This window comes from Algivirga pacifica, assembly GCF_039543525.1.
In the GTDB taxonomy this organism is placed as follows: domain Bacteria; phylum Bacteroidota; class Bacteroidia; order Cytophagales; family Flammeovirgaceae; genus Algivirga; species Algivirga pacifica.
Window position 1 is genome coordinate 187384 of the sequence record NZ_BAABJX010000032.1, and the last position, 23667, is coordinate 211050.

10 protein-coding genes are annotated in these 23667 nt (G+C 42.8%); 5 read left to right on the plus strand and 5 right to left on the minus strand.

The window, feature by feature from the left end:
* Positions 1 to 63: 63 nt before the first annotated feature.
* From ABD985_RS11015 to ABD985_RS11025, 3 genes are all read right to left on the minus strand, one after another.
* Positions 64 to 8700 carry an HYR domain-containing protein gene (locus ABD985_RS11015; protein ID WP_345371695.1) on the minus strand — a complete coding sequence of 2879 codons (8637 nt, stop codon included), beginning with the start codon at positions 8698 to 8700 and terminating at the stop codon, positions 64 to 66.
* 262 nt (positions 8701 to 8962) lie between these two features.
* Positions 8963 to 10948: a hypothetical protein gene (locus tag ABD985_RS11020; RefSeq protein ID WP_345371697.1), complete on the minus strand. Its 1986-nt coding sequence runs from the start codon at positions 10946 to 10948 to the stop codon at positions 8963 to 8965.
* A gap of 1 nt (position 10949) precedes the next feature.
* Positions 10950 to 11780 (minus strand): PorV/PorQ family protein, encoded by an 831-nt coding sequence (locus ABD985_RS11025; protein ID WP_345371698.1) that lies wholly within the window; start codon positions 11778 to 11780, stop codon positions 10950 to 10952.
* Between the two features lie 734 nt (positions 11781 to 12514).
* Here ABD985_RS11025 and ABD985_RS11030 point away from each other — a divergent pair.
* On the plus strand, positions 12515 to 13639 hold the full coding sequence (locus tag ABD985_RS11030) for a hypothetical protein (RefSeq protein ID WP_345371700.1): 1125 nt from the start codon (positions 12515 to 12517) through the stop codon (positions 13637 to 13639).
* 428 nt (positions 13640 to 14067) lie between these two features.
* On the opposite strand, the gene ABD985_RS11035 is transcribed toward ABD985_RS11030, so the two are convergent.
* Positions 14068 to 16890 carry a PAS domain S-box protein gene (locus ABD985_RS11035; protein WP_345371702.1) on the minus strand — a complete coding sequence of 941 codons (2823 nt, stop codon included), beginning with the start codon at positions 16888 to 16890 and terminating at the stop codon, positions 14068 to 14070.
* Positions 16891 to 17101: 211 nt separating this feature from the next.
* Here ABD985_RS11035 and ABD985_RS11040 point away from each other — a divergent pair, with 211 nt between their 5' ends.
* Positions 17102 to 17719, plus strand: coding sequence for a YdeI/OmpD-associated family protein (locus tag ABD985_RS11040; RefSeq protein WP_345371704.1), 618 nt, complete (start codon positions 17102 to 17104; stop codon positions 17717 to 17719).
* A 33-nt stretch (positions 17720 to 17752) separates the two neighbouring features.
* Here ABD985_RS11040 and ABD985_RS11045 read toward each other — a convergent pair whose 3' ends face one another.
* Positions 17753 to 17887 carry a hypothetical protein gene (locus tag ABD985_RS11045; RefSeq protein ID WP_345371706.1) on the minus strand — a complete coding sequence of 45 codons (135 nt, stop codon included), beginning with the start codon at positions 17885 to 17887 and terminating at the stop codon, positions 17753 to 17755.
* 339 nt (positions 17888 to 18226) lie between these two features.
* Between ABD985_RS11045 and ABD985_RS11050 the strand changes: the two genes are divergently transcribed.
* From ABD985_RS11050 to ABD985_RS11060, 3 genes are all read left to right on the plus strand, one after another.
* The gene (locus ABD985_RS11050) at positions 18227 to 19333 is read left to right on the plus strand and encodes an imelysin family protein (protein ID WP_345371707.1); all 1107 of its coding nucleotides are present in this window, start codon (positions 18227 to 18229) and stop codon (positions 19331 to 19333) included.
* Positions 19334 to 19453: 120 nt separating this feature from the next.
* A complete protein-coding gene (locus ABD985_RS11055; RefSeq protein ID WP_345371709.1) occupies positions 19454 to 20794 on the plus strand; it encodes an HTTM domain-containing protein in 1341 nt (446 codons plus the stop codon).
* Between the two features lie 6 nt (positions 20795 to 20800).
* The gene (locus ABD985_RS11060; protein WP_345371710.1) at positions 20801 to 23224 is read left to right on the plus strand and encodes a TonB-dependent receptor domain-containing protein; all 2424 of its coding nucleotides are present in this window, start codon (positions 20801 to 20803) and stop codon (positions 23222 to 23224) included.
* Positions 23225 to 23667 lie beyond the last annotated feature (443 nt).

The following is a 23667-nucleotide window of genomic DNA, read 5'->3' on the forward strand; positions in this document are numbered from 1 at the left end:
AAGCAATAAACAATAAGCGGTATATACCTAGTCAGCTACAGCTTAACCAAAAGCCTTTTCACTCTATAATCTCACTTCCAAAAATCCTCTTAGATTGACTGGCTGCCCATTTTCTGCCGTAAACTCAATCACATAAATGTAAGTGCCCTGAACCACTTCCCGCTTATAGGTTCCGTGCCAGCATTTATCGTGATTATTATACCCTTTTTCCTCATATAGAAGCATCCCTTGGGTATTATAAACCTTCACCACATTATCAGGGTATCGCTCGATTCCTTGAATGATCCAGCGATCATTCTGTCCATCCTGATTAGGAGATAATGCATTGTAGACGTTAAGTAACTGTCCTTCTTCCAATGCCAGTGACACTTGTACCTGAATATTCACCGTATCACATTTCCCTTTTTCTTCCTCACAAACTAACAGTTGAATACTATCCCTTCCATAGAAGGTATCCTCTGGTCGATAAGTAATACATACCTCCTCTTGGTCTACCGTTACCGTTCCATGATCTGCCTCATTAATTAATTCTTCAATGACTAGAAAGTCTCCATCAGCATCTACCTGATCCAAGCAAATTTCCACCTCAGACTCACCGACATCCAAATCAACCGAGATATCCTCCAACATAGGATCATCTTCCTGAGCCAATACACTTAGGAGTACCCAAGAAGTATCTGTTAATGCCCCATCCCCTCTATTCAGCTCTTGCACGATATATGAGAAGCGGTCTTCCCCATTGAAATCTGCAAAAGGGGTATACGTAAAATGTCCATTCAAAGATAAGATCACCTCTCCATGCTCTGGCATCTGTGCAAGGGTAAATCCTAGTACATCTTTCTCGGCATCCGTTGCCCAAGCAGTCAAGCTATCCTCTAATGTATGGTCTTCTCTGAGTTGAAAAGATGCTTCACGGGCAACAGGAGACGTATTTCCATCCGTTACCTCTACCTGAATTTTTACCTCAGCACTATTTCCAGAAAAATCCTTAGCGATTGCCGTTATTTCATAATTCCCTACGGCATACAGGTTACTCAACGATGGGCTGAACGTAATTTCTTGTAAACTACAATTATCCGTAGCTGTCACTTTATCTCTCAGCTCCTCCAAACTGATACGCTCCGAAAAATCAGGTAATACCCGTTGATAAGCTGTCGGCGCTTGTAATACAGGAGGTATTTGATCTACTACTTTTACGACAACCGTCCCCTTCGTACGATTGCCGGAATAATCGCTTACCTCCACTGTAATAGGATATTCTCCAATAGTCAGTGCTGTACCTGTTGCCATAGACTGCACCCACAGTAAATCGTTGGCAAGTGTACAGTTATCTGTTGCTGTAATATGAGTTCTGAGATCTGGTAAGGATCTAACACACCCTTTTGTTAGATATAAGGTTAACGTATCCTCATACTGTAACATAGGAGGAGTTACCTCTATCGCATTCAAGAAAATACTTGTTTGTGCCTTATTTCCTGCCTCGTCTTCCACTATTAAGTAGACACTTACAGAATCTACAAATGCCGTTCCCTCAGCCACTGATTGTGTCAAGCTATATGTACCACAATTCTCAAATACCTTCACGTAATCCGAAAGGTCAGGAACCTGAGCATAACAATTATCTCCTTTGACTAACTGTATACTATCTTGGGTAAGTGTCAATACTGGTGTTTGAGTATCTTCTACACGAACAAGGATTGAATCTTCTGACTGCTCCACTCCACTATAAACATTAATCTTGAGCCAAGTACTGTCTTGGATTAATGTACCTTCTCGAGGTGAAATCGTGTAACTGTAGCTCTCACAAGCATTCTGTACCGTAAAATAAGCCGTAAGGTCTGACGGTAATACAGCACTACAATTATCAGCTCCCATTTCCAGTAAAAGTTGATCTACATTCACTTGAACCGACAATGGTGACTGCTTTTTGACCGTTACAGGTACTTTCTTACTGATCGTATTTCCGGCCAAATCTGTTGCTGAAACATCTACTATATACTCTCCAAGGAGTAAGGTTTCTCCTTTACTGATAGATTGTTCCCATTGCAGCTCATTCAAAGGAGTACAATTATCAGCAACTGTAAACGAATCGACCAATGAAGGCATTGTAATGCTGCAAGATGCGTCTGCTATCAACAATGTAATTGGCTTAGTTACCATTGTTGGACTTATACGATCCTTTGCATACACCCAAAAACTTTCTGTAGTCGTATTTAAAGCCTCGTCTGAAGCTGTAATACTTACTTCTACTGAATCTCCTGCTAATAGCACTGTGCCTGTAACAGGAGATTGTGATAATGTTACCGTACCACAAAAGTCCCTTGCGATTGCTTGATCCGTATAGTCTGGTAACGTGACCTCACAAGTAGTAGACGATAAGGTATCTGCTACCGGAATATAAATCCATTGTGGTGGCGTTTGATCCTCTATTTTTAAATAAAGCACTTCCTCTGCTTTATTTCCCGCTTCATCAGTTACACTTATAGTAACTGGATAAACTCCCGCAATAAGGGATACACCAACTGGCATGGACTGCGATAAAGTGGGATTTGCGGTGCAATTATCCGTATAGGTTACGTAACTGCTTAAATCAGGTACTTCTCCCAAACAGTTTGCAGAAGAGTTGATTAGTAAAGTATCAAGAGATAGCGTTAACTCAGGAGCTTCCTGATCGGCTACCGTAACAGTGATCGTTTGCGTAGTTTCATTATCAAAATCATCCCTAGCCGTCAAGGTCACGGTATGTGTCCCTATCGCTAAGGTGCTGCCCGAGGCGATGGATTGACTATACGTCACAGTGCCTCCACAGTTATCCGTAGCGTCCAACAATGGCAATAGATCCGGCATCATCGTCGTACAAGTCCCTGTGGTGGTCGACAGTACCGTATCTGCGGCAGACTGCGTAAACACCGGAGACAAGGTATCCCGGTATACCACCCAGAATGTACGACTGTCACTATTCAACGCGACATCGGTAGCCGTTAAGGTCACTTCTACTGAATCACCCGGCGTAAGCGTCGTACTCCCTGCCGATGGGCTTTGGGTGATCGTCACCGCAGAACAGGCATCCCGAATATCCAGACCAGTAGTATAGTCCGGTAGGCTTAGACCACAAGTGGAGGCATCCGCATCATAGATCTTATCCTCCAACGTACTCACAAACTCCGGTGCTGTAGTATCCTCCACTTTCAGGGTGATGGATGCTGTAGCGCTATTGCCGGAAGCGTCTGTAGCCGTAAAGGTCAATGTATGGTCTCCCACACCCAATAAGGTGCCCGTTGCAATGGACTGGGTAACATTCGCTGAGGCATCACAGTTATCCGTTACAGTCACCAAAGACAGTAAGTCAGGTACTGAGGTAGTACAAGTACTCGAACTAGCGGTTAAACTATATGCTGTTGCCGATAGCGTTAATGCTGGAGCTTCCTGATCAGCTACCGTAACACTGATCGTTTGCGTAGTTTCATTATCAAAGTCATCCCTAGCCGTTAAGGTCACGGTATGTGTTCCTATCGCTAAGGTACTGCCCGAGGCGATGGATTGACTATACGTCACAGTACCTCCACAGTTATCTGTAGCTTCTAGTAATGGCAATAGATCCGGCATCATCGCCGTACAGGTCCCTGTGGTGGTCGACAGTACCGTATCTGCGGCAGACTGCGTAAACACCGGAGACAAGGTATCCCGGTATACTACCCAGAACGTACGACTGTCACTATTCAACGCAACATCGGTAGCCGTTAAGGTCACTTCTACTGAATCACCCGGCGTAAGCGTCGTACTCCCTGCCAATGGGCTTTGGGTGATCGTCACCGCAGAACAGGCATCTCTGACATCCAAATCAGTAGTATAGTCCGGTAGGCTTAGACTACAAGTGGAGGCATCCGCATCATAGACCTTATCCTCCAACATAGTCACAAACTCCGGTGCTGTAGTATCCTCCACTTTCAGGGTGATGGATGCTGTAGCTCTATTGCCGGAAGCGTCTGTAGCCGTAAAGGTCAATGTATGGTCTCCCACGCCCAATAAGGTGCCCGTCGCAATGGACTGGGTAACACTCGCTGAAGTATCACAGTTATCCGTTACAGTCACCAAAGACAGTAAGTCAGGTACGGAGGTAGTACAAGTACTCGAACTGGCGGTTAAACTATATTCTGTTGCCGATAGCGTGAATGCTGGGGCTTCCTGATCTGCTACCGTAACGGTGATCGTTTGCGTAGTTTCATTATCAAAGTCATCCTTGGCTGCTAAGGTCACGGTATGTGTCCCTATCGCTAAGGTACTGCCCGAAGCGATGGATTGACTGTACGTCAGCATGCCACCACAGTTATCTGTAGCTTCTAGCAATGGTAATAGATCCGGCATCATCGCCGTACAAGTCCCTGTGGTGGTTGACAGTACCGTATCTGCGGCAGACTGCGTAAACACCGGAGACAAGGTATCCCGGTATACTACCCAGAACGTACGACTGTCACTATTCAACGCCACATCGGTAGCCGTTAAGGTCACTTCTACTGAATCACCCGGTGTAAGCGTCGTACTCCCTGCCAATGGGCTTTGGGTGATCGTCACCGCAGAACAGGCATCTCTGACATCCAGACCAGTAGTATAATCCGGTAGGCTCAGACTACAAGTGGATGCATCCGCATCATAAACCTTATCCTCCAACGTACTCACAAACTCCGGTACTGTAGTATCCTCCACTTTCAGGGTGATGGATGCTGTAGCACTATTGCCGGAAGCATCTATAGCCGTAAAGGTCAATGTATGGTCTCCCAAGCCCAATAAGGTGCCCGTTGTAATGGACTGAGTAACACTCGCTGAGGCATCACAGTTATCCGTAACGGTTGCTAAAGACAATAAATCAGGCACTGAAGCCGTACAACTGCTCGCACTAGCGGTTAAACTATATTTTGTTGCCGATAGCGTTAATGCTGGGGCTTCCTGATCCGATACCGTAACGGTGATCGTTTGCGTAGTTGCATTATCAAAGTCATCCGTAGCTGCTAAGGTCACGGTATGTGTCCCTATCGCTAAGGTACTGCCCGAGGCGATGGATTGACTGTACGTCAGCATGCCACCACAGTTATCTGTAGCTTCTAGCAATGGTAATAGATCCGGCATCATCGCCGTACAGGTCCCTGTGGTGGTCGACAGTACCGTATCTGCGGCAGACTGCGTAAACACCGGAGACAAGGTATCCCGGTATACTACCCAGAACGTACGGCTGTCACTATTCAACGCAACATCGGTAGCCGTTAAGGTCACTTCTACTGAATCACCCGGCGTAAGAGTCGTACTCCCTGCCGATGGGCTTTGAGTGATCGTCACCGCAGAACAGGCATCCCGAACATCCAGACCAGCAGTATAGTCCGGCAGGCTTAGACCACAAGTGGAGGCATCCGCATCATAGACCTTATCCTCCAACGTACTCACGAACTCCGGTGCTGTAGTATCCTCCACTTTCAGGGTGATGGATGCTATAGCACTATTGCCGGAAGCATCTGTAGCCGTAAAGGTCAATGTATGGTCTCCCACACCCAATAAGGTGCCCGTCGCAATGGACTGGGTAACACTCGCTGAGGCATCGCAGTTATCCGTTACAGTCACCAAAGACAGTAAGTCAGGTACTGAGGCAGTACAAGTACTCGAACTGGCGGTTAAACTATATTCTGTTGCCGATAGCGTTAATGCTGGAGCTTCCTGATCCGATACTGTAACACTGATCGTTTGCGTAGTTTCATTATCAAAGTCATCCCTAGCCGTCAAGGTCACGGTATGTGTCCCTATCGCTAAGGTACTGCCCGAGGCGATGGACTGACTGTACGTCAGCATGCCACCACAGTTATCTGTAGATTCTAGCAATGGTAATAGATCCGGCATCATCGCCGTACAAGTCCCTGTGGTGGTCGACAGTACCGTATCTGCGGCAGACTGCGTAAACACCGGAGACAAGGTATCCCGGTATACTACCCAGAACGTACGACTGTCACTATTCAACGCGACATCGGTAGCCGTTAAGGTCACTTCTACTGAATCACCCGGAGTAAGATTCGCACTCCCTGCCGATGGGCTTTGAGTGATCGTCACTGCAGAACAAGCATCCCGAACATCCAGACCAGTAGTATAGTCCGGTAGGCTTAGACTGCAAGTGGAGGCATCCGCATCATAGACCTTATCCTCCAACGTACTCACAAACTCCGGTGCTGTAGTATCCTCCACTTTCAGGGTGATGGATGCTGTAGCACTATTGCCGGAAGCGTCTGTAGCCGTAAAAGTCAATGTATGGTCTCCCACGCCTAATAAGGTACCTGTTGCAATAGACTGGGTAACACTCGCTGAGGCATCGCAGTTATCCGTTACAGTCACCAAAGACAGTAAGTCAGGTACTGAGGCTGTACAAGTACTCGAACTGGCGGTTAAACTATATTCCGTTGCCGATAGCGTTAATACTGGGGCTTCCTGATCAGCTACTATTACCTGAACCTTTGTACTATCCTCATTTCCAAAATCATCCGTAGCAATTACAGTAACTTCATGTGTCCCTAAGGCTAACACTTCCCCCACTGCAACAGACTGTACAAGAGAAATACTTCCAGCAGATGTACAATTGTCTATTGCCTTTACTAGCGATAACACATCCGGCATCACCGACTCACATGTCCCTGCAGACACATAAACTGTAGTATCAGTAAGGGTAAAGATGGAAGGAGCTGTTGATTCCTTTAGAACCAACACCAATTCTCTAACGGTCACATTTCCATCACTATCTACCGCACGGATAGGTACTTGATGTGTTCCTAAAGTCAGAAGTGAGTCCGTATCTATAGTCTGGTAGGCACTGTCTACCACTCCACAGTTATCATACACCAAGAAGTCTGCAGAAAGATCAGGCATCAATCCCTGACAAGCACTCCCCAAATCAACCACCACTGTATCACTCGGGAAATCAATCTCGGGTGCTTCCGTATCAATAATATTAATGACTATACTTACAGAGTCTTTATTCCCTGCCTCATCTTCTACATACACTTTTACCGTATCGCCTTCTTCTACCAGACTTCCTACAGTAGGAAGTTGCGTAATATTCAAGTCTGCTTCTGCAGTACAATTATCCGTTGCTGTAATGTCAGCTGACAAAGAAGTCAAAACTCCATTACATAAAGCATTCAAAGGTAAATCAAACACCTCGGGAGCGGTAATTACCGGAAGCACATTGTCGGTCACCTCAATCGTAATACTGGAAGTATTCTGGTTCCCAGAGGCATCTGTCACGATCAGTTCAAGCGTCTCCGCATCGCTTACCAATGCCTCCGCTGCATGAGAGAAAGTGAGGGTAAGGCCTGCTGCATCCGTGCAATTATCACTATACGTAAATAAAGCTGAAAGGTCTGCAGGCAAACGTCCTTGACAATCCTCTACGGTATTCAATGCCAATGTCGCACTCACTGCAGTGACTGTCGGTAAGATCTTATCCTCCAGAAAAACCTCTATACTACAAGAGTCCTTGTTCCCTGAAGCATCTTCTGCATATACCTTTACGATATTGCTCCCCAACTGTAGCAGATCTCCTACAGGGTTAACCTGGGTCAAGGTCACTACCTCACAATCTTCATAAGTAATACTACCGGTAAGGTCTGGTACTGCTAACTCGCAAGTGCCATCCGGTGTATAAAATGTGGTATCTGTAGGAGAAGTAGTGATGGTAACTGCGGAGGTATCTATGGGATATAATATCACCTGATAAGGGGTCAGTAAAGCGTTGAATTGAGCTAAAAACCTATCACCATCAGGAACATTATAATCATACCGATAAAAGGTCATTTCATATCCTGTTGAACCTACAACATCAGCATCTGGTGTTGTAGATCCAAAAGGTCCCCTCACATCACAACTCCCCTCTACCTGAAAAAAGGTATTAAAAATACTATCCGCTTTAATATTACGCACCTCACAATTCTCATCCATCGGAAGAAATATGGTATCAGGATGTGTAATGTTGAATGGGAAACCCGGATCAATAATTACTTTGGCCGTTTCAGTAGTGGAGAGTCCATGGGTATCTTTTACAGTAAACGTTACGGATAACGTATCTCTGGTTATCGCATCCAAGTAAGAAGAAAAAGGAACAATCGTTCCTGCTGCAGGGCTTTGAGAAATGGATACGATCCCACAGTCATCATTATAAGAAATCATAGAAGTAAGATCGGGCAAAGCCATCTCACAATCTGTAGCGGTAGGTAAATCCAAGGTTGTATCCGTACCATTTAAAAATGAGATGGTCGGAGGGTTAAGATTGGTTACTTTGACATAAACATCCAGTGTTTGATCCGATACTCCTCCAATAAAACTTTCTATTGTTATTTTAATAACACCATTCTCATCTGTAGTGCTGACAGTACCTGCAGTAGGTGTTTGCTCAAACGTCACCTCTCCCACTGTACATCCCGATTCTGTCACCGTAAAGGCAGTTCCTCTTAGCGCTATAATATCCGGTACGGTACAAGAAATATAGGTATAAGGATTCGTAGAAGTATTATAGGCGGTAGATAACGTAAGGGCACACGCTACATCCTCAGCAGTAAGCTCAGGAGCGTTGGTCCTATATCGATCTTCAGCAGTTCGCCCAAAGATGAAGGATGACAAAAAGAGCATTCCCATTAAAAAGGAAATCCCTTTGCCAGAAGCAAGTTTTCTCATTCTTATAGTAGTTCACCCCAAAAGCCGTACTAGACAAGGCTTCCTGCAAGAGGTACAGATTGTTAATATTAGACGATTGATCCCCCTTCCCAAGCGATAAAAAGTCTATGTATCGTTAGAAGCCTTCTTCTTAGGAAACTTCTAATTGGTTTTTAGCTAAATCTTGAAGTAAAAAATTATCTCTTACAAAATATTCGAATAGAAATAAAGAGATATTAACACAAATATATAACATATATCATTGCTTGACAATATCTTTTATTTAAAAAGTACAGATCAACTGTGCATTTAAATCCAACTTCTTACTGAATATGAAACGATTACTTGCTGTATTAACTTTTATCATTCTTCCATATATCCAATAATTTCCTTGTAAATACATAGAAAGCCAAGAGCGCCATTTATAGCTAAATACGTAATTCCATTTATACCCTTCTCCGTACAATGCTGTGTACCTATTACTATAACGCACTCCTTTTTGATAAAGGTATAAACGGTTCTCATAATCATCCGTATCAAAAAAGACGTAATCAGCAGAAGCCTTAAACATTTTATAGGTCCAATCAATTCTAACGCCAAGCGCTACCCCTTCCTTACTTTCCTGATAACGATCAGGATAAACTGTATAACTATATCGAGAAAGCATGCGTACCTTACAGTTTTTTAGTGGAAACCACTCTATATCAGCCTTTATACTATGTTTAAAGAAAGGTTGATACCCCCTTTGACCATATTGGTCTACCACTGCTTCTTTTTGCTGCCAACGGTATCGACATTGATAGGTCCAAAATCTCTTTTTTCGATTTCTAATGCCCAAAGAAAAATCAGAGAAATACTGAGGCTTATACACTCCATACCGCAACCATGGTCTGGAAAATAGATCCATATAAGAAGTAAGTTGACAATACTTGGAAAGCTTTATCGAAATTCCTGTATACAGTCCTTTTTCATTCGATGGAGTAGCTCCCGTGCCAAATGCGCTCCCATACACTACATGAAAGTTCTTTGCATAATACCGATATACCCAGGAAAGTGCTAATTTCTTTCCTAACCCCCACTGTCCTCCAAGCAAGACAGCATTTCCAGCACCCACCCTAGCCACTTCCCCAAAAGACTGTATGCCAAAACAATCCAGATGAAAATCAAGCGCATACTGCTGGGATTTACGTCCTGTAAAACGTATCACTCCCTTGCTCCCAGAAGACTGAATCGGTAGACTGTAGGCTAAGTTCGCGGTGGTGATCCCTATTTTTAATATATCCCTCCATCGCCAATCCGTATAAACCCCTGCGTATCTTTCCATCAGACGGTCTTTATACGCTAATTCTTTTAACGTACGATGAAGCCCTGCAGAAGGCATACTAACTACCTGTCCATCAATGATTACGGCATCTTTTCGCCTGCTTGACACAAAAGGAAGCACCCTACAGTTCCCCCACTGAAAAGCTGCCGCTACTCCCCTCAAAAATCCTGTTTCGCTCATAGAGTGGTAAGGCCTTATCCCGCGACTATATTGCTGTAGTCCTAGCACAGACTCCATTCCCTTTCCTATAAAATAACTTGCCCCACTTAAAAGTCCTTGCCCCAATTGCAGTCGATAATCCCCTAGCGTCAGCGTCTTTAAACTTCCCACCTTATGTACCGTAACATTCGCCGACCAGAAATCGGGCCCCTTATCCACCGCCTCTCCCGCATCTTTTTCCATACTTACCCCATAACTGCATTGCCCTGCCTTTCTCCCCTTTAACCGAAAAGCCATTCGATCCAGACTTCCTAAAAAAGATTCTGAGGACTCCTCTTCCTTATCCCACGATCTCCCCCATCGCCATTGCAATTCATGTTGCATAGACTGTAACTGTCGCCACTTCTCTTTCCAATGCTGCCGTAAGCTCTCTTTGCTCGTACTGATATAAGGTGCGACTCTTTTAACAGTTTCTAGATCCCATCCCTGAACTGCCTGCAACTCATATACCGACAGTAACACCCCATACTGTTCAATATGCTGTTGTAACGCTTTTTGTTGTGTGAGGGTAATCCAACCTAATTCTCTTAATATCTCTCCCTTTGTTTGATTCAGATCAATGGGATCTTCCAAAAGCTCCATCATCATCTCCACCGATTGCTCGTTGTTCAACCATTGCCCTTGAAGTACCTCCTCTGCCAATACCTGCGCATAGCCTGTATTCATCCATAACAATAGCCCTGAAAAACCAATAAAACGTAGTAATAAGCAACCTTTCAACAACATACTACTGACGATTTATGGACAACTTTTTTAAAGTAAGCCCCAAAGAATGCATGGAAGGAAGTATTCCCCGATAAGCATGGGCATAGCTTACCTCAAACATTCCCAGTTTAAATGTTCCACCTAATGAAAAAGATGCAGGATAAGATTGATAGCCGGCCCTTAACACCACTGATTGGTGCATTTGATAATGCAAACCGACATGTATACTAGCAGGATAGTTTAAGAATTTCTGAATGGAGAATAGTGCTTCCAATTGCTTTTCTAATGCCTCATAAGCAGCTCCCAAAACGATCCCCGGACTTTGAGCAATCCAAAGAGGAGCCTTTCGAGCCGACAAGTTTCTTAACAACACACTAACGTGCAAAGACTCTTCTACCTTCAAGGACGTTTGTATATCCAAAGACCATACAGTATGAGTAAGTTGCTGCTCTCCTCCTATCTTCCAAAAATTAAAGCTTCCTCCTGCTTTTGCCGATCCCAGTCTATGGGCTAAAAAAAATCTTCCCCCTTGTTCATAGTATAATGGATCTCCAAACTGTTGTATGACACTGCCTACTCCCCATTGCCCCGCTTTATCGGTATACTCTCCAAAAACTCCATAATACCCTAATCCTACTAAATTCATAGGCATAGTATACATTGTTTGAAACACCCATTTATTACCATTCAAAACCGACAAAGGCAGGTCGCTACAAATGGTAAAAGTAGAGGCAGCATGAGCATTGGATACTCCTAAAGCTTCAGGTCCAAACAACGCATAGGAGACTTGAGCATTCAAAGGACATAATAGAGGCAAGATAAACACACCGCATAAAATAATTCTTAGAGCCATAGAGAGATAATATCTTTAGTGATAAGTATTTCAAGTTAACTCCCTCTTTCTTTACAAACGCTGTGATTTCACTTCAAAGCTAATACACACTTCTACTATAGTGCAGTCTATGGATTATGAGTAATGAGAAGTATATAAAATAACGGCTAAGCACTCATTACAGGGAAATATTGATGTATTTAATGTTAGAAAATTATTATTTTTTATAGTTTTAATTAAATTGCTTTTTGTAAGATTAGCTTTAGACCAAACAGGAATACTCTTTACGTTAGGTGCAAAACAAGCCACACTGTTTTCAGCTATACTCACAACTAACTACTAACTATTCTATTCTGTATATTTTTATGAATTGCTTCAGACGATTCCTGAGCCTCTTTTTGCTGTGGGGCATTGGTAATTTTTTCTCTCTAGCTCATGCTCAACTAACAATTGAAGAAGTTAGTAGTTGTAGCTTTTCAATCGTTAATGGCTCAAAAAATATCTTAATTTCTGATGTTGCTTCAACCACCACCGAAAGTTATAACCTCTCAGACTTCAAGAATGACATAGCTACTTTTATCTCTTCATCAAGCTGCGAGGAGGAAGAGATATACTGGGTTATTAGCGACAAAGAAATCACCTTCTTTAACAGCCAACCTGATAAAATATTAGATCTTTCTGATCTAGAAAAAACAGTTAATATAATTGTAAAAGATGAGGGCAAATTGATATTCTCTGTCAATTCAAAAATAAAATTGAAAGAAGGTGCATCTCTTTATGTTGAGAAATTAGAAGATGGCTGTCCTAAAACAGATGCTTTATCTACTTCTCCGCCAATACCAAGTACATATATCTACTTTGAAGGCCCCTCTGGTGACATAGAATACACTGATACAGACTTTAACAAAATCATTTGCGCTGGATCTGTCAATGCGAGTGGAATTGGCCAACCATACATCTCATCTTTCACTGCCAACCTAGATGATAATGTCGTTACGTTTACGTGGGAAACATTATTTCCAGATGAGAATGACCTTACATTAAAAAGTATTGAGATTGAAGGTGGAGAGAATGAATTAAATCCTTCAGATTACACCGCCTATTCAAGCCTTACAACCAATACATATACTGGAGATCCCCACACAGGCACCGTCACATATACCGACACTGATAATAACATCACCGATCCTGATAATCACTTTTACAAACTAACCATGACTATCGATAATGATATTGAAAGGTCAGGCACCGATGCATGTGGATGTAGTTATACAATCAATAGTGGAACAGATTTAACCGACTACTCCATCACCCCCCTCCCCGTAGAAATGGCCTATTTCACGGCCTCCCGACAAGGAGGCGATATCCTTTTAACATGGTCTACGACCTCAGAAGAGAACAATGACTTCTTTGAGGTACAGCGTTCTATTGATGGCAAAAATTACACCTCCATTACTGAACCTATCAAGGGTCGTGGAGAAGGAACGCTGAATGGGCAAGACTATCGCTATACCGATATACAAGCACCCAAAGGGCTAGTGTATTATCGCCTAAAACAAGTCGACATTGGCGGGAAGTTTGAGTACTATAACATGGTCGTAAACCCATCTGCCTCACAAAGGACTTTCTCGGTAGACAACTATTCCGGCAATCCACTAAAGGATAAAGACCTGGAATTACAACTGTATAATCCAATCACCCAACAGCTTTATATGGTATTGGTGAATACCCAAGGAATGGTAACTTATGAGCGCCGGATCACCTTAAAAGGAGGGTATACTCGTCTTCGAATCCCTGAGGAGCAGGTTAGTCAGGGAATGTCCGTATTAAAGATTATCTCGGCGAATAAGCAGGAAAGCATTAAGCTTATCAAGTATTAGTTGAGGCGGCTTGCGCCGCTGGTTGAGATGGGCTGCGCCCGTTGAGTTTCACCTTCGGTGAGTTGAGCTTTCTTTGTTGGGGGGCTATCACTTTGTGATAGGTTGGGCTGTGACTCCCCCTTTACTAGTCGTAAGCTCCTGCTTACGACTTTATAGCGTTTTTTCGAGGGTCCACCCTCGTGTTTATAATACATAGCGTAATCATTTTTCGGTCTATATTAACTGGAGGCTGGAGCCTCCAAATTGCTTTTGGGTCGTAAGCTGGAGCTTACGACCAGTATATGGCTCAATGCTGTCAAGTTTAGGAAACAGTACATGTAGAAAGGGAAGTACAAACCCGCTGCAGGTCTTAGGGAGGACCCTAAGACCAGTTCGCTGCTGGGTCGTATCTTATCGTATTATCGGGGCAACCACAAGGGGCGCCCTTGCTACCCTTCTGCTGCTTCTTGTACTTTATCCAAGTCCACTGGGAGTATGATACTAAAGCACGTTCCTTTCCCTACTTCACTTTGCAGGATAATTTCACCCTCGTGATCCTGTACAATTCCATAGGAGATCGACATGCCGAGCCCCGTTCCTTCTCCCACTTTTTTGGTAGTGAAGAAAGGATCAAAAATCTTTTGCATGACCTCCTCGTTCATTCCGGAACCGGTATCTTCAATTTTCACTATAACATACCCCTCTCGCTCTTCGTACAAATCAGTAGTGACGGTGATCTGCCCTTCCTGATCAATGGCCTGAATGGCATTGGACAGAATATTCATAAAGACCTGATTGATCTTCCCGACATTACACTTTACCTCTGGGATACCTCCATAGCGCTTTTCTACTTTAATAATATTCTTGGTCTTATTGGCTAATAAGGTCAAGGTAGCATCCAGCCCTCTTTCCAGATCAGCAAAACTATAAGACTTATCATCTGAACGGGAGAACATTTTCAGCTCCTGGACTATATTAGCGGTACGGGTGGCTCCTTCTTCTATACCATCCAATAAAGCCTCTATCTCTTCAAAAAGGAAATCTCCGTCATAGTGCTCCCAAAGGTCTACCGCTTCCTGCAAGGTCGAAAGCCTTCCCTTAAAGTCTAACAGCAGACTTTTGATATCCTCTATATCTTCCTTCAAAGGTTGTACGTTGTTGTATACAAAGTTGATCGGGTTATTGATCTCATGGGCAATACCAGCCGTTAACTGTCCGAGGGAAGCCATTTTCTCTGCATTAACCAATTGAGTCTGCATATCCTTTAAGTGGTCATAAGCCGATTCCAGTTCTTGTAGGGAACGCTCTTGTGCCTTACTCCTTTCTGCAATCTCCATATTCTTGACTTGCAGCTCATCGTTCTTCTTGCTAATCTCCTCATTGGCCAGGTGCAACCTCTCCGTACGCTGCTCTACTAATTTCTCCAAATGATCTCGATAAATGACCAGTTGACTTTCAATCTCTTTTCGGGAAGAAATATCACGAACAACACTCCACATCCCTTTCAATTGTCCATTTTCATCATTAATCGCATTGACCCGTACTTCTGCCGTAAAGGTGGTTCCATTGCGGCGCTCGTATTCTTTCTCAAAAGGATCCGTATACCCTTTATGTTTTACTTGCTCTATCAAATCAAAACTAACGGCCTTCCAATGTTCTGGAGTATAGTCATCAGCATGCAACCCTATCAGTTGTTGGGGTACGTCATAGCCCAGCATCTGTACAAAAGTGTCGTTACACTCCAATACCCTGCGATCGACATCATAACGAACATACCCATCCCCACTGGTTTCATATAACTGACGGAACTTGCGCTCAGAATTTTTCAACTGCTCTTCCGCATTCTTTAGGTCAGTCACATCTATCACAAAGCATGTCACCCCTATAATCTCTCCAAACTCATTACGGAAAGGGTTATAAAACTGCTCAAAACTAAACTCTCCATATTGCTCTGTGGTGGAAAATGACTCTCCATCCAAAGCTCTAATCAGATGATACTTGAACTTACTTCTGGAAAATTGGTTCTCATCACCAGAAGCTTGAAAGTGCATGTCCCAAGGAATAAATCGGAATACATTTTTCCCTACCTCCAAAGCACGACCAATAGCGGTCTCTGCCAAACGGGAAAATTCTGCGTTGAAGCTTAGCAAACGAAAATCTTGATCCAGGGTAAACATCATTAGTTTCTCGGAGTTATCGAGAATATCCCTCAACAACTCACTGGTATGTTGATACTCCTCGGCAATCTTTTTTCTGCGTACAATCTCTCGTCTCCAGTTATTCACGACAAAAGAAAGACCGAAGGCAATCACGGTAATCATCAAACTCACCATCACCAACACGAAGTTACGTGTACGCTTCGTAGAGTCCATGATCTCGTTCATTGGAATATGTATAGACAATACCCACGGGTTCTGTAACCCATTAATACGCAAAGGGCTGTATACCCCATAAAACTCTGCCCCGTCAGATTCCCGATCATAAATACTAGCAATCGTTTTTCCTGCGTCCAAGGTCCTGCGTACCGAAGGTGAGATGAGCGTTCGCTCCATCATTCCATCCACAGAAGAAGAGTTTACATCAAACTCATCTGATGACAAGATGGCATATCCCTCATTCAATACCTCGGCCTTGGAGATGATTTCCTTAATATGTGAGATCGGTACATCGGCTCCTACCAGTCCTACCGTGACATCATTTATTTTTACAGGAGAAACAAACGTAAACAACTCACTACCTTCCCCCTCTCCATAGACAACTTCAGACATATTGAACAATCGGCGACTTTGCGTCTCAGAGATCACTTGTCTCAGACTTTCACTTTCTGGCATAAACGTCTGTCTTAGTACGATTTCTCCATTAGGCTCTACCGTTTTAAACCAATAGGGTGCAAACCGCCCATCCTGATCAATCCCAGAAGTATGATGATCATTGAAGCCATAAGTGCGATCTTGCGTGAGCGCCCATACTGAGACTACATTGGGGTTCTTTACCAATAAAGTACGTAGCATTTCATTGACCAACTGAAAGTCATCCTCCTCATTATATAGGGTTGTTTCCAGTGCGCCACTCAAAAAATCTACCTGTCCCAGTAGCAGTTCTAGCTCACTTTCTATTCTTTCACTGTGCTTTCCAATCGCTTCTTTGGTCAAGGTAAAGGTCATTTCCTTAGCGCGCTCTGCCGCCGAGGAATACATATAATAGGTCAACACCCCAAAAGAGAGTACGATCAATAATAATATAAACCAGATGGATTCGTCTCTTGCCTTCATGTAGTAATTTTATGCTTGTCTGTTTCGCCTCCTACAAATATTCATATAATGATTGGATTTTCTTCTTTGTAGATTGCAAATAATTATTGAAAAGTTTAAAGCTTTGTTAAGATTTCCCTATATATTGAGTTTTCACTCAGCGCTATTTCAAAACAGTCGCCGGAAAAGCTATCCGGCTTACTTTTTCAGGTTACACCAATTAGTGATGAATATGAATACAGAACAAGTACTTAAAAAGCTAAGGATACCCAATAATGGCCCTTTCTTGCTACTTAATGCTCCTGAGCAAATGAAGGAATCGATACTTCAAGCATTCCCCAACACACATACCTCTGTCACTGAGGATGCTTACGAAGCGATACTTATCTTTGTGCACGAAAAAAAAGAAATCAAGGAATGGGGAACAAAAGGCCTCAAACACATGTCCACAAAAGGGATCCTATGGTTTGCTTATCCTAAAAAGAGTTCAGGCGTAAAAACGGATATTAGTAGAGATCAAGGATGGGATTTTCTGGAAAGAAAGGAATTGGTTCCCGTTTCACAAGTTGCTATTGACGATACCTGGTCGGCTTTACGCTTCCGTGCCGTGAAAGAAGTAAGTCTTACTCGCCGGGTACAAGGAGGAAGGCGCCCTGCCATCGAAGTACCCGATGTACTCAAAGAAGCTTTAGATAGAAACCCGGAAGCCAGTGCTTTCTTTAACAAACTGGCTTACACGTATCGAAAAGAGTATGCCCAATGGATTGGGTCAGCAAAAAAAGAAGAAACGATTCAGCAAAGAGTAGCCAAAGCCATCGAGCTACTCCAAAAAGAACAGAAACTAAAATAACCATTAAGGGCGGCCAATAGGCCGCCCTTAATGTTATCGTAAACTTTCCATTTCCCACTTAATCATTTCCATCTTCAACCAATCGGTTGCAGTTTGCCATTTCCTCTTCTTTCTTTCATCGGATAGAATCATACGCTTTGCTTTCTCCTTTAGTGTGTCCTTTTTCATGTTAATCATGTGTTTTTATGTGAAGTAAATAGGTTAAGTGGTAGTTGTTATTTTGCGTATTTGGTCGTTGGTTATCACTGGGTAATACACATTAAGTGTACTCTTGACTCTTTAAATATAAGTGATTCTTTTCTCATTTTAGTGACGAAAGTCATTTTTACCGGATTTCAGCGAGTGCTACTTGCCGAAAAATGGGATAACATTCATGGTTTATTATCTTTATTTGTTCTAAATAAATGGAATGATTATGTTTGTGTACTCTTAGAAAAAATCTAAATAAATATTAGAATCATTCATTTACATAGCCATAGTAAGCAGTATACTAACATCAGTAAGATCATGAAACGACCGAGCTACATCATACTTTTTATCAGTTTATTCCTTTGGGGGTGCCAAGGAGACGATAATTCACCTAAGGACGAATTCAACCGTGCCGAGATGCTTCAGAATATTGGAGACAATATTATGCAACCTAAGTACAATGCATTTAAGACTGCCAGTACTTCTTTGATGGATAAAACCACAGCCTTCGTTAACAATCCTACAGAAGAGACCTTAAGCAATGCGCAATTGGCCTGGACGGATGCTATGGAAAGCTGGTCTGCAGTGGAAGTATTCTCTACTGGACCTGTTGAGCAAATGATGATCAAAGAAGCTATCTATAGCTGGCCAGTGAAAACTGCAGCCGTAGAAGAAAATATTACGAATGCTCCCAATGAAATCAATGCAGAATACATTAACTCTCTTCCTGCTGTTGATATCAATACAGGCTTAGCCCTAAGCCAAGGGCTTGCGGTTGTAGAATACCTATTATTTGGAAAAGACCTTAGTACTACAGAAGTACTCGCAAGCTTTTCGGACGAGCAACGTCTAGCTTACTTGCAGACACTGACAGAAGTTCTTGCTGGTCATGCTACCTCTATTACAGAAGCACTACCAGAGTTTCTTCCTCTATTTGTGTCGGCAGACGGGAAGGACGTAGGAAGCTCTACCAATATGATCGCCAATGATCTGCTGATCATGATTGAAACAATGAAGAATGAGAAGGTAGGCATTCCTTTAGGTAAAAAGAGTTTGGGACAACCCCTGCCTCTTAACGTAGAGGCCCTTTTTAGTCGACACTCTCTTCCTTTATTAATGATTAGCTTAGAGTCTACACAAGAGTTATTTATTGGTAAAGAAGGACTTGGATATGATGACTATCTAAATGAAGTAGATGCTCGTATCAATAATACACCACTTTCAGAAGTCATTCTTGCGCAATTTCAGGCTTGTAAAACCGCTGCAGAGGCCATCAATGATCCTTTGGAAGTGGCTATTACTTCTGAAAAAGAAAATGTAGAAAACCTTTATAATGAACTGAAGAAACTGGTTACGCTAACCAAATCCGACATGATGTCACAACTTGGATTGTCCGTAACTTTCAGTGATAACGATGGAGATTAATTATATAAGGTAACAAGTATAAGGTAATAGGTAAAAAGTAAGTGGGGGTATTTTACACTTCACATTCAAGTCAAACGCTTTTCACCTGTTACCTATCACCTTTTACCTTTTACCTTTTATATGCTAAACAGACTGACAAACATATTAGCGCGACCAACATCTATCACCCCTCTGGTGGTGTTCAGGATTCTATTCGGGATCATGATGGTCTTCAGCACCCTAAGGTTTGCTTACTACGGGTGGATTGAAGCTTTTTATGTAAGTCCGGCCGTACATTTCCCATTTTATGGATTTGAATGGGTTACGCCCTTCTCCGCTACCGGAATGTATATCTTGTTTGGCATTATGGGCTTTTCAGCCCTAATGATTGCCTTAGGTGCTTTTTATCGTATCAGTACTACCCTATTCTTTTTGAGCTTCACCTATATAGAACTGATTGACAAAACCTATTACCTCAACCATTACTACTTTGTTAGTCTGGTAGGCTTCATCATGATTTTCCTACCGGCGCACCGCTACTACTCTATTGACGTTATACGCAAACCATCATTACTCCTTAAAGAAATTCCATACTGGACCATTTTCATTATACAGTTCCAGCTAGCAGTAGTTTACTTCTTTGCAGGCTTGACTAAGCTGAATAAAGACTGGCTTTTAAATGCCATGCCACTCAAGATATGGTTAAAGGCCTTTCTGGAAGTCCCTATTGTAGGGAAGTTTATGGGTACGACCACTGCGGCTTATCTATTTAGCTGGGCAGGTGCTTTTTACGACCTGACTGTTCCTTTTTTCTTGTGGTACCGCAAAAGTAGATGGCTGGCTTATATAGCCGTTATAGGCTTTCATATCATGACCTGGATGATGTTCCCTATAGGGGTATTCCCATGGGTGATGATTGGTTCTACCTTGATATTCTTCTCTCCTGATTTTCACCAAAAAATCTTAAGGGGATTACAAAAGATTTTAAACGTTCACATCACTGACAGACCGCGTTCAGAAAGTTTTAAAACTTCTTCCCTGCTCAAAGGGGGGGTAGCCTTGTATATCGCTGTACAACTATTGGTACCCTTACGCTTTATGCTATATCCGGGGTATCACTTGTGGACAGAACAAGGCTTCCGTTTTGCATGGAAAGTAATGTTTATTGAGAAAGTAGGGTATGTAACCTTCCATGTAAAAGATCCTGAAACCGGAAGACATGGGGAGGTATATGCCAGGGATTTTCTCACTCCATTACAGGAAAAAATGATGGCTACACAGCCTGATATGATTCTGCAGTTCGCTCATTATATAGAAGAACACTATAAAGCGAAAGGCATCAAGGATCCTATTGTGATGGCCGAGGCTTACGTCACCCTCAACGGCAGGGCGAGTCAGCTCATGATTGATCCCAATAGGGATTTAACCAAAGAAGAAGATAGTTTCGCTCATAAGGATTGGATTTTGCCTTTTAAGGAATAGATATATATGAAAAAGTTTTATACACTTTTACTACTACTCGCACCTTTACTAAACTACGGACAATATACCTTGAAAGGGCGTATTACCGATGCTGAAAATAAAAGCACTATACCTGCAGTAGTTGTACAGGAAAAAACATCAGGAAAGCAAACAAAAGCGGATGCCTCAGGCACCTACCTATTGGAAGGGCTGTCAGAGCAGCGTGCCCAACTGACGTTTTTTGCTTTTGGTTATAAGACCGTAAATAAAACCATCACCCTATCGAATAAGGAAACTACCTTCAACATCCGTTTGGAGCCCCTATCCGAGCAAATGAATGAAGTGGTCGTCAGCGAGGAATATGAATCCGATATTGTTCGCTTACAGGCCGTAGAAAAATCCGCTATTTATGAGGCCAAGAAGAATGAGGTAATCCTTGCCGAATCCCTTTCAGCCAATAAAGCCTCCAATAATGCCCGTCAGGTATATGCGAAAGTACCGGGCCTCAATATTTGGGAAAGCGATGGAGCCGGTATCCAATTGAGTATTGGTGCTCGTGGATTGGACCCCAGCCGTACCTCCAACTTCAACGTAAGGCAAAATGGTTACGATATCAGTGCCGATCCACTAGGTTATCCGGAAAGCTATTACACCCCTCCAGTAGAAGGACTTAAGAAAATTGAAATCGTAAGAGGAGCTTCTTCTTTGCAATACGGTCCTCAGTTTGGTGGAATGGTCAACTTTGTCATGAAAGACGGTTCAGACAGCAATAAACCTATACACGTACAACTAAGGCAAAGTGGTGGAAGCTACGGCTTCTTTAATTCGTTTAACGCCTTACAAGGAAAGCAAGGAAAAATCCATTACTACACCTTCTACCAGCATAAACAAGGAAATGGGTGGAGAGAAAACTCGGACTTTGACCTGGATATGTACTATGGTACACTCAGCTACCACCCTACAGAAAAACTCTCCATTAAAGGTGAGTATACCCATATGTCCTACCTGGCACAACAGGCAGGAGGATTAACCAGAGTTCAATTTGAAGAAGACCCTCGACTTTCCTACCGTAACCGAAATTGGTTTCAGGTAGACTGGAACTTGTTTGCCCTTACGGTAGACTATAAATTCAACCAAAACCTTTCCCTGAACTTAAGAAACTTTGGATTAATCGGTGGTAGAGACGCCCTAGGCAACCTGCAACGTATTGATCGCCCAGACAATATTGATGAGAACCGTAACCTGTTTGCTGACGATTTTGCCAACTTTGGGCAGGAACTTCGTTTACTGTATCGCTACCAAGTGAACGGTAGACCTGCAGCCTTCCTGACGGGAGTACGTTACTTCCGAGGTAACACACACCGTATGCAAGGCGATGCTTCTCCAAGCGAGAAACCAGAATTTAATTTTCTACACCCTAACAATGTAGAGGACTCTGATTTTGACTTTCAAGGAACGAACCTATCTTTCTTTGTGGAGAACGTCTTCAATGTCACTGATCGTTTGAGCATCACACCGGGAGCACGTTTGGAGTATATCGCTACAGATGCTAAAGGATATTACCAAGACAAGATTTTGGTACCGGACCCAGAGACTGGTCTAGCAATGGATTCTACCTTCAAAGTATACGAAGACAAGCGATCTACCCGCCCGGTACTGATTGGAGGTATAGGGGTAAGTTACCGTGCAAACGCCGCATTAGAGGTGTATAGTAACTTCTCTCAAAACTATCGCCCGATCAATTTTAATGATATCAGGGTCAACAACCCTAACTTAGTGGTGGACGAAAACATCATGGATGAAAGAGGGTATAACTTTGACCTGGGGATTCGTGGAGGAAACAAGAAAGTGACCTTCGACGTAAGTACCTTCTTCCTGAAATACAATAATAAGATCGGTAATATATATGTCGTAGACGAGAACTACGATGCTTACCGCCTCAGAACCAACGTAGCCAACTCTATCCACGTAGGACTGGAAGCCTTCGGAGAAATCAACTTTATGGAAGTGTTCAACGCCCCTTCTGCCGACAAGCAAAAGGTAAGTCTTTACACCAACCTATCGTTGACCAACGCTCGTTATGTCAATACAGACAATAATGCCATCAATAACAAGCAAGTAGAGCAAGTTCCTCCAATTAACTTAAAAACAGGGTTACTGTACAAGTACGATAACTTTAAAACATCCTTGCAGTTTGGGTATACGCACGAACATTATACCGATGCCACCAATGCCGAGTGGACTCCTACTGAAGTAGAAGGTCTGATTCCTTCTTACTATGTAGCAGATTTATCCATGAGCTATCAGTACAAGTTCTTAGTGATTGAAGGCAACATCAATAACCTAACGAACAATATGTACTTCACCCGAAGAGCCACTGGTTACCCAGGCCCAGGGATCATTCCTTCAGAGGGAAGAACGATGAGTTTGACGTTGGAAGTGCATTTTTAATTTTCAATTTTCAATTTTCAATTTTCAATGATTAATTTTCAATAATCATTTTGGATAATGAATGAAACAGGGATACCTCAGGAGGGGTATCCTTTTTTTATGATTACCTACCTAAACTACCCGACACTGGTCGTAGCGTTCCGCACGTCATGTAATGATACGACCTAAAAGCGCTTTCGGCGAGCATCCACGCTCGGGTGGTAGGAATGGGAGATAGAGGTTGGTGATGGATTGATAGATCGAATAAAAAATCGCCGTGTTTCGTAAAGTGACGGGATAAATCGCACCTTAGTTCTGCTTGTTAAAACCCTCCATAACTATCTCTAGATGTTAAATCGTTGAGGCTCGCTGTGCTCGCTAGTTGAATCGTTGATTTGTTTTGATCGAGTAGGGTAAAGTTAGGGACTCTCCCTAACTTCATCCCTCTCACAGAACCGTGCGTA